Below are 13505 nucleotides of genomic sequence, written 5' to 3' on the forward strand. Positions count from 1 at the left end.
TCACCGAAGAGCAGACCGTCACCGAGCAGGTCCGCAAGGAGCAGATCGACGAGACAGGCGTCGAAAACGTCTCGAACAAGCGTCGCGGCTGACAAGCCTGTCCGATTCGGCATCCGGCCGAACATGAGCATCCAGATGGACATGATCATCGACGAACGGGGCATGGCCGACCAGCACGACCAGGCGGGTCGGGTGTCCGTCTCCGATCGCGACGAGCTGGCCAGACTTCGTGAGCAACTGGCCAAGTACGAAGCTGAGATCGCCAATCTGAAGATTGCGCTGCAGACCGCTCGCACGATCGGAATGGCCCTTGGCATCATCGTCGCCGGCGAGAAGGTGACGCCGAACGAGGCGTTTGCTCACCTGTCGAAGCTCAGCAACAAGTTGAACACGAAGGTGCACAACGTCGCGGACGCGATCGTGCTCACCGGCCAGTACTGACGCAACACGAGTTGGTGCCCCTCCCCTGCCGGTCGGCAGGGGTGGGGCACCGCAGGACACTTCTTTCAAGTATGGAACGCGAAAAGGGCCCGGAACCCGGGCCCTTCAGCTCCCCCGACTGGACTCGAACCAGTAACATTTCGATTAACAGTCGAATGCTCTGCCAATTGAGCTACGGGGGATCACCGCGCGTCACCCACGACCGGGCAACCGCTTGAGAATAACGCACGCACGCACCTCGGCGCTGCCGGGTTGCCGGGTGCCGGACTACGGTGAGACGAACGAGCTGGGGAGCGAATCGAGCGGTGAAGCTGTCGAATCTGACGTACGCCGCGATCGGTTACACCCTGGGAGCCAAGGCCGGTCGCGACCGGTACGAGGACATCGTGCGCATCGCGCGTCGGGTCGCGGGCAGCCAGACCGTGCAGGCCACGGCCGGCGTGCTCGAGGGTCGTTTCGACCAATACATCAAGCAGGTCCGGAGCGTCATCGACTCGCGCCTGGCGAACCCGCCGTCGACGCAGCGGGCCAACGGCCACCAGCGCTGATCAGCTTGCCGATTCCGCCGCCTCGGCGGCCCGCAAGATGGCCAGCCGCGCGCTGATCGAGGCCAGGATCTCCTCGGTCGCGCGGGTGCCGGGTTCGAGCCGCGCCCACCACACCGTGCCGTCCTGGCCCGGCCGCCGCCGCGACACGAAGCGCACCGCTCCCCCGGGCACGCTGAGCAGCTCGGTGCGCACGATGTTCGCCTCGACGCGCCTGCGAATGGTTGGCGGCAGGTCACGCGGGACGGTCAGGGTGAGGTACACCGGGCGCCGGTCGACGAGCAGCTCGTCGTCGACGATGTCGGCCTCGGTGAGGGCGAGGACGCTGTCGCGCCACACCACTTTGTCGACCTGCTGCCACGGCACGCGACGGGCCCCCTCGGCGAACGGCCACCACAGCCCGAAGGAGGTCGCCGCGACGACAGTGTCGGCGTCGGTGTCGCCCCACGCGAGGAGGCGCTCACCGTCATCGAGCAGAGCAAGCACGGCCGCCGGCGGTTTCGCCCGCCGGGTCAGCTTCGGCAGTGGCGCCATCAGCTGTCACCGATCGCGCGTTCGCGCAGGTTGCGGCGGTAGGCCTCGAGCGCGATGAGCTCGCCGAACAGCCGGGCGTGCTCGTCCTGCTGCTCCTGCGGGTTGATGCGCTGCAGCCGCGACTTGAGGGCGGCGATCCGGCGCACCGTCACCATCTCGTGCAGCCGCGCGAGCATCGCCCCGGCGTAACGCACCTGGTCGTCAGCACCGGCCTTCAACGGCTGGACGGTGAGCGCTTGTACCCCGCGACGCATGCGTTCCTCGGGCAGGTGCGCCTCGATGGCGTCGGTCCAGGCCGGGCCGCTGAGCCCGGCTGCCGTGCCGCCGGCCGAGGCGATCGCGGCGCTCAGCCGGCGATGCTCCTCGAGCAGGAAGGCCTCCGGCGTCAGAGCATCGAACTCCGGGCCGGCCACCGCCGGCAGTTGCAACGCGATCTTCAGCACCTCCCGCTCGACGGCTACCACGGCGTCGTCGACCTTTGCTTTCTCGGTCTGCGTGGGCGGGGGCGTCGGCGCAGCAGCGTCGCTCCGTTTGTCTGTGGAGCGGATCAGGCCACGGACGCGGGTGACGACACGCATCGGGTCGTCGAGTCCGACCAGGCCGGCCAGCCGGCGGGCGTAAGCGTCGCGCAGAGCGTGGTCCTTGATCTGCGCCACCAGCGGGATGCTGCGATCCAGCGCAGCCATCTGACCCTCGGCGGTGTCCAGGTCGAAGCGACGTACGGTTGCGCGCAGCACGAACTCGACGAGCGGAACGCGTCGCGCCACGAGGTCGCGAACGGCAGAGTCGCCGTTGGCGATCCGCAGCTCGCACGGGTCCATGCCGGTGTCCTCGATGGCTGCATAGGTCTGGGCCATGAACTTCTGGTCGTCGGCGAAGGCCCGCTCGGCCGCCTTCATGCCGGCGGAGTCCCCGTCGAAGGTGAAGATCACCTCGCCGGTGGAGTCGGAGTCCATCAGCAAGCGGCGCAACACCGACACGTGCTCGCCGCCGAACGCGGTGCCGCACGTGGCTACTGCAGTGGTCACCCCGGCCAGGTGGCAGGCCATGACGTCGGTGTAACCCTCGACGATGACAGCCTGGTGCTTGCGGGCGATGTCCTTCTTGGCCAGGTCCGCGCCATAGAGCAGCTGGCTCTTCTTGTAGATCGGCGTCTCGGGGGTATTGAGGTACTTGGCCTCGATGCGGTCGTCGTCGAAGATCCGGCGGGCACCGAACCCGACGACCTCACCGCCGACATCGCGGATCGGCCACAGCAACCGGCGGTGGAAGCGGTCGATGAACCCGGTCCGCCCGCCCTCTTTGGACAACCCCGCCAGGACGAGCTCCGCGGTGGTGAAGTTGCGGGCCTGCAAGTGCTTTGTCAGCGCGTCCCACCCCGAGGGCGCGTAGCCGCAGCCGAAGCGGGCCGCGGCCATGGCGTCGAAGCCGCGGCCTTTGAGGAATTGGCGCGCAGGCTCGGCCTCCGGGCTGGTGAGCTGCTCGCGGTAGAAATCTGCGGCTGCCGAATGCGCCTCGAGCAACCGCGTGCGCTGCCCGTGCGTGCGTCCTGGGCCCGGGCCCGAACCCTCGACGTAGCGCAGCTGCACTCCCGCGCGCGCGGCGAGTTTCTCGACGGCTTCGCTGAAGTCGACGTGCTCGACATCCTGGACGAACTTGATGACGTCGCCGCCCGCCTGGCAGCCGAAGCAGTAGAACAATCCGCGAGCCGGGGTGACGTTGAACGACGGCGATTTCTCGTCGTGGAACGGGCAGATGCCCTTCAGGTTGCCGCCGCCGGCGTTGCGCAGCTGCACGTGCTCACCGATGACGTCGTCGATCGGCGACCGTTCACGGACAGCGGCGATGTCCTCGTCCCTGATCCGCCCCGCCACGCGATCGAGTCTAGGCGGAAGCAGAAATGACAGCACCGGCACAATCGAGGGTGTGAACAACCACCAGGGCGTCGCAGTCGACGTCCACGAGCTGGTCAAGCGCTACCCCAAGAGCACCACCAACGCCGTTGACGGGCTGTCTTTTGCGGTGAGCGCCGGTGAGGTGTTCGGCCTGCTCGGCCCGAACGGGGCGGGCAAGTCCACGGCGATCGGCGTCCTGACCACTCGCGTGGTGGCCACCGGCGGCACCGCGACGGTGAGCGGGGTCGACGTCATTCACGACCCGGTCGCTGCCCGGGCGCTGCTGGCCGTCGTCCCCCAGCGGGTGAACCTCGACCGCCAGCTCACCGCCCGGCAGAACCTGATCTTCCACGCCGCGTACCACGGGGTGGCCAAGCGCGAACGCGCAGAGCGCGCCGACGAGCTGCTCGACCAGTTCGGGCTCGCCGACCGCGGCGGCGACAAGGTCGACCGGTTCTCCGGTGGGCAGTCGCAGCGACTGATGATCGCCCGCGCGCTCATGCACCGCCCGGAGGTGCTGTTCCTCGACGAGCCGTCGACCGGGCTCGACCCGCAGGCCCGATTGTTCGTCTGGGACCGCGTCCGCGACCTGCAGCGCGACGGAGTGACCATCATCCTCACCACGCACGACATGGACGAGGCCACCGCGCTGTGCGACCGCGTCGGCATCGTCGACCACGGCAAGCTGCTGGCCCTGGACACTCCGGACGGGCTGACCCACAGCCTGCCGGGCAGCGCGACGATCGACGTGACCGTCGCCGACGCGGTGACGACCACCCCGGGTCTGCTCGACGAGCTCGAGCAGCTGCCCGGCGTCGAGCGTGTCGAGACGGCCGAGCCGACCGCGCCGCGGCTCCACCTGAACTGCGACCCGGCCAAGCTCGTCGCCGAGGTCGTCGGTGCAGTGAGCCGTTCGGGCGCCACCCTCACCGACCTGTCCTTCGGCCGCGCCAGCCTCGAGGACGTCTTCATCTCCCTCACCGGCCGGGGGTTGAGATGAGCGATGAGACCACGATCATGCGGCGGCCCACGCCGGGCCGGGCGTTCATTGCGGTGCTCGGCCGCGACTTGTTCGTCACCGGCCGCGAGCTACCGGTGTTCTTCGCGCAGGTGCTGCTGCAGCCGCTGTTCTTCCTGTTCGTCTTCGGCAAGGTGTTGACGTCCATCGGCGCCGCGAACTCCGGTTACTCGACGCTGCTGTTCCCCGGCATCGTCGCGCTGACCTGCGTGCTGACCTCGTTGCAGGGCACCGCATTGCCACTGGTGCTGGACTTCTCGTTCAGCCGCGAGATCGAGGACCGCCTGCTGGCCCCGCTACCCGTCATGCTGGTCGCGGTCGAGAAGATGATCTTCGCGACGATCCGCTCCATCGTCGCTGCGGGTGTCATGTTCCCGCTCGGTTACTGGATCCTCGGCTCGCTGTCGATTCACGCGGGCGGTGTGCCGCTGCTGCTCGTGACCATCGTGGTGGGCTCGGTGCTGGGCTCGGCGATCGGGATGACGCTCGGCACCTTCGTGCCACCGACCCGCATCAACATCATGTTCGCGCTGGTGCTGACGCCGCTCATATTCACCGGTTGCACGCAGTACCCGTGGCCGTCGCTGTCGAGCCTGCGCTGGTTCCAGGTCCTGACGCTGGCCAACCCGCTGACCTACGTCAGCGAGACGATGCGCGGCGCGATCGTCCCGGACGGCAGGCACATGTCGGCCGCGGTCACCGTGCCGGTGATGCTGGCCGCCACCGCGTTGTTCGTGGTGCTCGGGATGATCGGCTTTCGGCGCCGCGCGCTCGATTGACGCACGGGGTGTCATGAGTCAAGAAAGTGGCAGGCGAGCTGTGCTGTAGGCCGTTCCTTGAACGGGCAGAACGTGCCGCTCATGGCTGTTGATAGCAGTACCCGTCAGTTTGCTATCATGCGTTTCATGAAGCAGCTCATCACCAGGGTCGACGAGTCGCTCGCCGAGGCAGTGAAAGAACGCGCGGCATTGACCGGCGAGTCGGTGAACGCCTACATCACGCGCCTACTACGCTCAGCCGTCGAAGGACGACAGAGCTGGAAAAGCGAGGCCGTTGCGGCAGGACGGTTGGTCTCGCGAGTCTCGGTATTCGCGCCGCGTCCAGGCGCAGCCGTCTCGACGCCTGCCGGCTACGCCTCATCGCTTGTGTCCTCCGAACGCGACGAGCGGTGATCATCTACATCGACACCAGCGCGCTCGGCCGTGTCTATCTGGGTGACAAGTCGGACAGCGCGGAGCTCGGCCGCATTGTTTACGACGGCGACCACCCGGTTGTCACCAGTGAGCTGACAGACGTTGAGATCGCGAGCGCCTTTGCCCGGGCGAGCTGAGAGCGCGTGATTGGCCCCGACACCGCCGAAGAGCTGCTGAAGCGATACGCGGCCGACACCTCGGACACGGGGCCACTGGGCGTGATCCCCCTGGATGGGGCCGTTATCGCCCGCGCCCAGGAGTACGTCCTGAGCACCTCCGTACGCACGCTGGACGCGATACATCTGGCTGCATGCGCTCGATTCGGCGAATCGACACCCGATGAGGTGCGACTCCTGTCCCGCGACAACCGTCAAAATCAGGCAGCACACGCATTGGGCATTGCCCTAGCCGAAGACTGACCACCGAGTGGTGTCAAGCCGACCTCGGCACTACCAAGCTCCGATGCCAAATCAGCGGCGCGCCCGGCGTCCCGAAGGCAGATCCCCTGCGGACGGCGGGCGACGTGGGCAGGACCGATGCCTGCTGCGCGGTCGAAGGTCAATGGCCTCACCCCACGTCCGAATCCGCTAAGTTCGGCTCGAGCAGATTGAGGCGATGACAACCGCGGATTCGAAGCGATCAGCTGCAGTCGGCTGTAGGTCCGATGGCCCAGGTGGTTCCGTACCCGGCCATTGTCACTCCCGTGCCGGGCGCGCCAGTGGCACCGGTCGGGCTGTCCGTCGACAGTTTCACGGCGATAAGCAGGGTGACCCCGGCGGGGAACTTTCCGGGCGGATGATCAGTCCACTGGCACCCCCGGGTGCGTTGTACTGAACGACGTTGTGGTCCAGCTGCCCGGTGAACGGTCGGACCGTTCCTTGGCACCACTGGCTCGTCACCTGGGTGTCGGTTACCCAAATCTTTGTGTGCGCCTGCGCCTGGTCGAGGGAGGCCTGCAGCGCTGCGGGATCCTGCACTTCGTTCCATCGGACGATCACCTGCACCGCACCATCGGATCGGGTCGTCACGCGGTAACCCGCCGGTCCCAATGCTTGCGTGCTGTGGTCCGTACTCGCTCCTACGTTGAACACGAGGAGGATCGCTGCCGCAGCTGCGGCAGCAGAGGCTGCCGCGACCAGGACTCTCCGTTCTGTTGTCACAACCATCACTTGTCCGGTACCGGCTCGATGGTTACAGGGCCGCGTGGACAATATCGACCTCGAAGGCCGTCACCCGCATCGTCCGGGGATGTCCCCGGCGCCCGCAAGAGGATCCCATCTGAGACACCTGCTGGCCGCGGGATCATCGACATCGCCGCAGACCTACCGGCTCGGCCACCGTGCCATAGCCAGGTTCCTATCGGGACCCCTGACGAGTCCCACGCCGGCGTAGCGAGACAGGGCCGGCGTGGAGGCCATACTGTCGCGGGTGGCTCTACCGGCTTTGCCGCCGGGTGCCGTGGCCACATCCAGGTCAGGCCTGTATCGCGGGTTTGACCAGTCCTGCGTTGTAGGCGGCGATGACTGCTTGGGCGCGGTCGCGGATATCGAGCTTGGCGAAGATGCGGCTGATATGTGTCTTCACGGTCGCGGGGCTGACGACGAGCGCCGTAGCGATGGCATCGTTGGACAGTCCGCCGGCGATCATGACGAGTACTTCGCGTTCGCGTTCGGTCAACGTTTTGACTTTGCTCGGCGCCATCGAGCCAGCGGGCTGCTGGGCGTTGAACCGCTCGATCAGGCGCTTCGTGACCGACGGTGCGAGCAATGCCTCGCCGGCATGGACGGTACGAATCGCATCGGCCAGCGTGGCTGCCTTGACGTCTTTGAGCAGGAACCCGCTGGCACCGGCGGCCAGCGCGGCGAAGACGTACTCATCGAGATCGAACGTGGTGAGGATGACGACCCGCGTCGTGGTTGGAGCCATCAGCAGCTCGCGGGTTGCCGCGATGCCATCTAGGACGGGCATGCGGATGTCCATCAGGACGACGTCCGGTCGCAGTTGTGCGGCCAGTCGCACTGCTTCGGCACCGTCGGCGGCTTCACCGATGACATCGAGGTCCGGCTCCGCCGCGAGGATGAGCCGGAAACCGGTCCGGACCAGATCCTGGTCATCAGCGATCAGGACCTGGATCACAGCGCCCGCTCGGGTGCGGGTTGCTGCCGCTCGGCGGCTGGGATGAGGGCGTGCACGCGGAACCCGGTCGCACTGTGGGTCGCCTCGACGAGATGCCCGCCGGCCAGCGCGAGCCGTTCACGCATTCCGATGAGCCCGCGCCCGGATCCGGCCGGGAGGTTCGCGCCCGCGCGGATGCCCCCACCGTTGTCCTGCGCGAGGACTTCGACCGTGTCGTCGTGGCGCCGGATCCGGATGTGCGCGGTCGCACCCGGGGCGTGGCGCATGGTGTTGGTGAGGGCCTCTTGGATGAGCCGGTAGGCAGCGAGATCGGCCACCGGAGGCAGCGGTGCCAGCATCTGATCGATGTCGGCGTCGACCGTCATGCCTGCGGCGCGGCACTGGTCGAGGAGCTCATCGACCTGGCCAAGCGAAGCCATCGGCGTGACCGTAGCCGGTTCATCCTCGCTAGACAGCAAAGTCAGCAGGTGCCGTAATTCCGTCATCGCGGTACGGGCACTGGTCTCGATCGCGTTCAGTGACTCGGCGGCGATCTCGTGGTCAGCCGGGAGGGCTCGGCTGCCCACCTGCGCCTGGATCACGATGACCGAGACGGCGTGACTGACGATGTCGTGCAGTTCGCGGGCGATGGCGGCGCGTTCGGCTGCGGTGGCAGCCGCGAGTTCGCGGGCGTGGCGTTCCTCGGCTGACGCAACGTCGTCCTCCAGCGAGCCGATGCGGTGCTGCCGGACCCAGACCGCCCGCCCGATCAGCACGGCTAACGCGATCAGGCCATAGGTCCACGTCAGGTCGGCCAAACCTTCCGAGGACGGGTCGTTGACGCCGTGCGCGAGCGAGGCGATCAATGCCGCAACGATCACGATCACGAGGTGCCGACTGAAGGCGGCACCGGAAAAGGCCGCCGCGACCAGCACGATGAAGATCGTTGCCGCCTCCGAGCCACCCAGGATCAATGTCGACGCGGTCATGACGGCGAAGATCGTCAACACTGCGGGCAGCGGCCTGCGGCGACGCCAGGCGAACGGAATCGTCAACGCAACGATGAGAACAGCGTTGATCCAGACCGGCCCGGGCCACACCGGCTTGGCGTTGTATTTCTCGTGCCCGAACAGTTCGAGTTCACCCAACGCGCACAGCGCTGCGGCCAGTGCGACATCGCGCCACCGGGCAGCACGTCCCACCACACCGCCCGGGCGCTCGTACCTTTCAAGGCTGCCGGACCAATCATGGGGTCACTGTAGGGCGCCTGGACAGCTCGCCGCGTCGGAGCACGGGCTGATTCGCGAGGCCACGTCATCCCCTGGTCGTAACGCCGATTCAACCCGTGCTGCGATGCGCCGGACCCACCGCCATTCCTAGCGTCAGCACTACCGAATTCACTACCTCGAGGAGTGCACCATCATGGTCACATCGTCCGCCGTCCGCAGCGATTCTCCCGCCACCAAAACTAGGACCGCGTCCGCCGCCGCATTCATCGCCGCCGCCGGCTTCATCACCGAAGGCGTGATCTCGCTCGTCCACCACACCGGCGACCACCACTGGGACGGCCCGAGTCAAGCACTCAACGCCGCCTACGCCCTAGCCGCGATCGCGCTGATCCTGGCGCTGCCGGCCGTCGGCCAGTGGCTGCAGGTCAACAGGGTCGGACGGACCGGCATCATCGCGGCGCAACTCGGGTACGCCGCCATGGCAATCGAATCAATCGCCAGCGGATTCCACGACGGCAACACCCTCGGTGCACTGTTCTTCGGCGGCCTCGTTCTCGCACTGCTCGGGTTGCTTGTCCTTGGTATCGCTGCCTTGATAGGAGGCCGCGCGCGGTGGGCAGCGCTCCTGCCGTTTCTCGGCATGTTCGTCGCGATCGCCGGCGGCGACCACGGCGGCTCGATCGCCCTCGGCGCAGTGTGGGTGCTACTCGGCGTCCTCACCGATCGCGCCGAGTAGGAACCCGACTCCCGGTGATGGGACGCAGCGCGCCTTGCCGCGTTGGAGCGCGTGTCCCGGCCAGGGATCCATTCCGGGCCGCGCGGCAAAGCCGATAGTTCGCAACGGACCGACGGTCAAGGAATCGGCCGGAGACGGACCGGGCTACGACGCGCGCGATCGGTCTGCGGATACGGGGAGGAGCCGCGGTGCTGATGCGGGGGTCATCGCTGCTCGGCCAGCCACGAAAGCGCGTTCGTCTCGGGCCAGGCCAACACCTCGGCAACCCGGGCAATCATGAGTGTCGCCGTCACCTCGTCAGGTTTATCGCGCTCGGCCCATGTCCAGAGCACGCGGAAGACAGCGGTCAGGTCGAGCGACGGCCACGGCGAAGCGACCAACTCGACACCGTCAACCACCGCCCGCCGCTCCTCCGGCCAGACGCCGAAGACAAAGTCTGCGCCGGTGTACTCCTCCCATGGCTCGAAACCCGGCGGGAAGTCCGGCTGCTCCAACTCGCGTGGTCCGCGGTCAGCGCGGCAGAACGCCGCGAGTCCGATCAGGTGGTCGGCGAGCTCGTCGTCGTAAGAGGGCGGATTGGTCGTCTGCAAGCGAGCCAGAGCCGCGTACTCGCTGGCGTTGTAGAGGTGCTCGCAGCGATCACAGACCTTGTGGCTTGTCGACCAAACCTTGCCCTTGCCGAACATCGTCCGGAACCTGCACAGTGACGCGTTCAGGTCGTGCTGCCAGACCGTATCGGAGCTGTGGCAGAACGTGCAGGAGCCGTAGCCTCGGCGGCCCAGCGGTGACGGCCCGTCGGGCGGCGACACCTCGGGCCGAAAGTATGTTTGGCGCCCCTCGAACTCCGCCATGGCAAGTCTCCTCGTCGATGTCGGGTGACGCCCCACCGAAAGGTACCGCCGCAGCCCCGGTCTCTCGACGGAAGCTCCACCGGTCGAGTATCGGCGGAAGGAGCGTTCTGGGCCCAGGTCGCCTCCGCGGCAAGCTGATCCTGGTCGTCCCAGAAGCGCCCCCGTCACCGGGCGGCCGCCTGGGCAGGATCCGCGTGCGGGCAATGCATCGGTTGCCACCAGTGTTCCCGCCCTCTTGCCGAGCAGCACGAACTCGCTATCGACAAGATGGGCGACTGGTCCGACCACGAAGCGGTCGCCCGCTGAACTTCGTTCGTCGTGATGATGCGATGCGACGGCAGCGAAGGCGACTGCGTCTGGCGAAATGCCTGGCAGCGGGATCGGCTTGGAGGATGCTGGACGCCGTGAGTGAGGAGTCCGCGGCGTATCGCAGCCAGCTGATCATCTATGGTGATCAGCCCGTTGACCTGCCTGCGAAGATCAAGGAGAAGGCCATCTTCCGGCCGGGTCCGCCGCCTGCCGCTCTTGAGTGCCCAGGCGAGATCACTGACGCTACGGACACGGAACTGGCCACGCTTCGTGCGAAGGCGGTTCTGCCCGTAGTGGCGAGCTTGCTGAGCGAGGACGAGTTGGAGGACTTGCACCTTGCCTGGGGTGCGCCGCCGAACGAGCGGGATGTGTGGTTGCATCTGGTCGCCCGTGGGGAGGTTTTCGAGGACCTGCTGGATAGCCCCACCTACGAGGGCGGCGGTGAGCTGGACGCCGTAACCGTCGCCGCGCGCCTGGCAGACCGCATGCAGGACTGGGTGTGTGAGACGGCGTTTGCCTGGGGCCAGTTGCGCGCTGTCGATTACACCTTGCCGACGCCTTGACTGCCTGACGATCCCTGCGACAGACCAGCACCCCCGTCCGCAAGGCCTCGTCACCGGAGGACTGCCTCGCGTCGGCCCGGATGGGATCCTGGCGCGGGACGCACCGTTTGAGTTGCCGCGGTCGCGATAGATAGTCGCGGGTCGGCGAAGCCAGATACCTTTCGTGCATGAACACTCTCGCCGGCTCACTCTGTAGGCACCTCGCGCAGACACGTGACTAGTGAGCACGTAGCGCCCTGGCGCAGTCGAATCATCTGGGCCGGCGTCGGCGTGGCGGCAGGGTTCGCCGCCGGGCTCATCGCTGGTCTAGCAGCCGGCGACCATCTGTCCGCGCCGCTGCTCGGCGCCATCGCGGGTGCTGCTGCTCCGGAACATCCACAATGGCCGACTGGAGCGTGCGCAGCGTGTTGCCGCTGAGGACCGCGCCCGACAGGATCAAGCCGATCGAGATAAGCGGGATCGGCGGGCGGCCGAGAAGATCGTCATCGACGAGGCCGCGTTGGTCACTGTTGAGCTGTTTGGCGGTGGAGGCTACGGCGATAACGGCACCGGACCGATCAACGGCACAAGCATCAGCTTGCGTTTGATCAACGGCACGACGAAGCCGGTCACCAACCTCGGTCTGACCTTCGAGCCACACATTCGCTTCAAGGACCGGCGAGCTTTGCCTGGATCGTTGTCGGCCGGGGAACATAAGGACTTGACGCTGGAAACGCACGACTACGTCCTGCCGCGCGACGAGGCGTCGGGTGCACGGCTGCCCAGATACCGATGCAGGCATGCGTATTCGCTCGGTTCGCGTTCTTGGAGCCGGGTCGAAGACGAACCGCAAACGGAAGTCCACGCGGACGAGGCAGCTCGCCGAGCGCCGTCGGGCACGGCTCGTAGCATCTGCGACAGCCAGGCCGGTCGAGACTGCCCGACCCGGTTATGCCGCCTCGGTACGGCTGAGACCTCGAACTGATTGCCCCCCCAAAACTCATCGTGGCGCGCCCACCGACGTCATGATCGGGGCCAACGGGAGCCCGCCCAGTCAGGGATCCCGACCGGGCCGAAGCGAGCACGGCCCGCGGCAGATCTGATTGCTTCTGCGATCGTGGTCGCAGAAACTGACGATGACTACGGCGCTCAGAAGCGATCAACTTCCCGTAATAAGATCCGTCAAGAAGCGAACACGGCGATCAACACTGCAAGCACCCGTTACGGCCACCTTCGCAGCAGGCCGTGCCTTCCCCGCTCCCGCTCACCCTCCGGCGTCAGCGCTCTACCCTTCGAGCAGAAGCTCGGTTATCCAATCCAGCCAAGCGTTCTAATGTTCCCGTACACCGGGCGCGTGATGTTGAAATACCTGACCACGCAGGTCTGTCCAGGAAGTCCCCACTTGATTGTGGTGACCGAGCCGCTCGTGCCAACCCGATACTCGTCGAACCAGCCCTGGTAACCGGCGTTCCAATGCACCCATCCCGACTCGCCAGCGTCGTTGCTCCACCAACCCCACGTGCCAGACGAGCCGGTGCACTGGCTGGCGTTGAACCAGACCTGAATGTGCGGGTCCCACGGGTATGCGCTCGCCTGCGGTGCAGCGGCAACTGCACCAACGCCGAGACACATCAGCACCGCTGCGATGACTACACGAACTCTTACAAGAACAGCCATGGTTGCTCCCCGAACGGGTCCAGCCGTGCACTGAACTGTGAACGTAGCCTTTAGGTCACCACGAAGCCAGGGCCCTAGGGCTTGTGTTTCCATCCAACTACGAAGAGCCGACTGGCGGCTGCTTTCACACTGCCGAACCCGGCCGCGCGCTCATCGGCAATTCCGGTCGCTGGCGGGAATGGATCGCCCGCCGGCCCTCCCGGTAGAGGACCCGCCTGCGGGCGCGCGTCGGCCGCTAAGAGCCAGCAGCGACCAAGATCGCGTCATCCCGCAAGCGGATCGTCCTATGAGACTCGGTCTCATTCCTCGGTAGGCCGGAGGATTCCGTCAGGCAGCTGCAACCGCTGGACCTGCTGTCCGGTTGCGGCGGCGATGAGGTCGAAGTCCTTGTCGACGTGCAGGACTGTCAGGCCGGTCAAC

General features: G+C 66.6%; 16 protein-coding genes, 1 tRNA gene and 1 pseudogene. 10 read left to right on the plus strand and 8 right to left on the minus strand.

Translation table 11 applies throughout. The annotated features are described in order from the left end of the window. Positions 1–123: 123 nt before the first annotated feature. Positions 124–441, plus strand: coding sequence for an ANTAR domain-containing protein (locus ACFFC4_RS21260; protein ID WP_375504606.1), 318 nt, complete (start codon positions 124–126; stop codon positions 439–441). 109 nt (positions 442–550) lie between these two features. On the opposite strand, the gene ACFFC4_RS21265 is transcribed toward ACFFC4_RS21260, so the two are convergent. Next, positions 551–623, minus strand: a tRNA-Asn gene (locus ACFFC4_RS21265). A 123-nt stretch (positions 624–746) separates the two neighbouring features. On the opposite strand from ACFFC4_RS21265, the gene ACFFC4_RS21270 reads away from it, so the two are divergent. Continuing rightward, positions 747–989: a hypothetical protein gene (locus ACFFC4_RS21270; RefSeq protein ID WP_375504608.1), complete on the plus strand. Its 243-nt coding sequence runs from the start codon at positions 747–749 to the stop codon at positions 987–989. Here ACFFC4_RS21270 and ACFFC4_RS21275 read toward each other — a convergent pair whose 3' ends face one another. Beyond that, complete coding sequence (locus tag ACFFC4_RS21275; protein ID WP_375504610.1) at positions 990–1520, minus strand: hypothetical protein; 531 nt, start codon at positions 1518–1520, stop codon at positions 990–992. It abuts the gene before it with no gap. Further along, positions 1520–3394 (minus strand): DNA primase, encoded by a 1875-nt coding sequence (dnaG, locus tag ACFFC4_RS21280; protein ID WP_375504612.1) that lies wholly within the window; start codon positions 3392–3394, stop codon positions 1520–1522. Before dnaG ends, ACFFC4_RS21275 begins: the two co-directional genes overlap by 1 nt. A 52-nt stretch (positions 3395–3446) precedes the next feature. On the opposite strand from dnaG, the gene ACFFC4_RS21285 reads away from it, so the two are divergent. The 5 genes from ACFFC4_RS21285 to ACFFC4_RS21305 all read left to right on the plus strand — a co-directional run bounded on the left by ACFFC4_RS21285 (position 3447) and on the right by ACFFC4_RS21305 (position 6045). Then, entirely contained in the window at positions 3447–4415 is a 969-nt protein-coding gene (locus ACFFC4_RS21285; protein ID WP_375504614.1) for an ABC transporter ATP-binding protein, read from the plus strand. After that, positions 4412–5212 (plus strand): ABC transporter permease, encoded by an 801-nt coding sequence (locus ACFFC4_RS21290; protein ID WP_375504616.1) that lies wholly within the window; start codon positions 4412–4414, stop codon positions 5210–5212. Before ACFFC4_RS21285 ends, ACFFC4_RS21290 begins: the two co-directional genes overlap by 4 nt. An 81-nt stretch (positions 5213–5293) precedes the next feature. Then, complete coding sequence (locus ACFFC4_RS21295) at positions 5294–5605, plus strand: hypothetical protein (protein WP_375504618.1); 312 nt, start codon at positions 5294–5296, stop codon at positions 5603–5605. Further along, a complete protein-coding gene (locus ACFFC4_RS21300) occupies positions 5602–5763 on the plus strand; it encodes a hypothetical protein (RefSeq protein ID WP_375504620.1) in 162 nt (53 codons plus the stop codon). Before ACFFC4_RS21295 ends, ACFFC4_RS21300 begins: the two co-directional genes overlap by 4 nt. A 6-nt stretch (positions 5764–5769) precedes the next feature. Then, on the plus strand, positions 5770–6045 hold the full coding sequence (locus ACFFC4_RS21305; RefSeq protein WP_375504622.1) for a hypothetical protein: 276 nt from the start codon (positions 5770–5772) through the stop codon (positions 6043–6045). 1054 nt (positions 6046–7099) lie between these two features. On the opposite strand, the gene ACFFC4_RS21310 is transcribed toward ACFFC4_RS21305, so the two are convergent. Both ACFFC4_RS21310 and ACFFC4_RS21315 read right to left on the minus strand, forming a co-directional pair. After that, a complete protein-coding gene (locus tag ACFFC4_RS21310; protein ID WP_375504624.1) occupies positions 7100–7762 on the minus strand; it encodes a response regulator in 663 nt (220 codons plus the stop codon). Continuing rightward, entirely contained in the window at positions 7759–8943 is a 1185-nt protein-coding gene (locus ACFFC4_RS21315) for a sensor histidine kinase (protein WP_375504626.1), read from the minus strand. The genes ACFFC4_RS21310 and ACFFC4_RS21315 overlap by 4 nt, the downstream gene beginning before the upstream one ends. Positions 8944–9163: 220 nt before the next feature. Between ACFFC4_RS21315 and ACFFC4_RS21320 the strand changes: the two genes are divergently transcribed. After that, the gene (locus ACFFC4_RS21320; protein WP_375504628.1) at positions 9164–9706 is read left to right on the plus strand and encodes a hypothetical protein; all 543 of its coding nucleotides are present in this window, start codon (positions 9164–9166) and stop codon (positions 9704–9706) included. A 203-nt stretch (positions 9707–9909) separates the two neighbouring features. Here the strand turns inward: ACFFC4_RS21320 and ACFFC4_RS21325 are convergent, their stop codons facing one another. Then, the gene (locus ACFFC4_RS21325; RefSeq protein ID WP_375504630.1) at positions 9910–10557 is read right to left on the minus strand and encodes a hypothetical protein; all 648 of its coding nucleotides are present in this window, start codon (positions 10555–10557) and stop codon (positions 9910–9912) included. Positions 10558–10949: 392 nt separating this feature from the next. Here ACFFC4_RS21325 and ACFFC4_RS21330 point away from each other — a divergent pair, with 392 nt between their 5' ends. Then, the gene (locus ACFFC4_RS21330) at positions 10950–11429 is read left to right on the plus strand and encodes a hypothetical protein (RefSeq protein WP_375504632.1); all 480 of its coding nucleotides are present in this window, start codon (positions 10950–10952) and stop codon (positions 11427–11429) included. A gap of 355 nt (positions 11430–11784) precedes the next feature. Further along, positions 11785–12393, plus strand: coding sequence for a hypothetical protein (locus tag ACFFC4_RS21335; RefSeq protein WP_375504634.1), 609 nt, complete (start codon positions 11785–11787; stop codon positions 12391–12393). Between the two features lie 323 nt (positions 12394–12716). Here the strand turns inward: ACFFC4_RS21335 and ACFFC4_RS21340 are convergent, their stop codons facing one another. Both ACFFC4_RS21340 and ACFFC4_RS21345 read right to left on the minus strand, forming a co-directional pair. Then, positions 12717–13085: a hypothetical protein gene (locus ACFFC4_RS21340; RefSeq protein WP_375504636.1), complete on the minus strand. Its 369-nt coding sequence runs from the start codon at positions 13083–13085 to the stop codon at positions 12717–12719. A gap of 299 nt (positions 13086–13384) precedes the next feature. After that, positions 13385–13505, minus strand: a pseudogene (locus ACFFC4_RS21345) (hypothetical protein); the annotation flags it as partial.

This window comes from uncultured Jatrophihabitans sp. (assembly GCF_964244045.1).
Lineage (GTDB): Bacteria > Actinomycetota > Actinomycetes > Mycobacteriales > Jatrophihabitantaceae > Jatrophihabitans.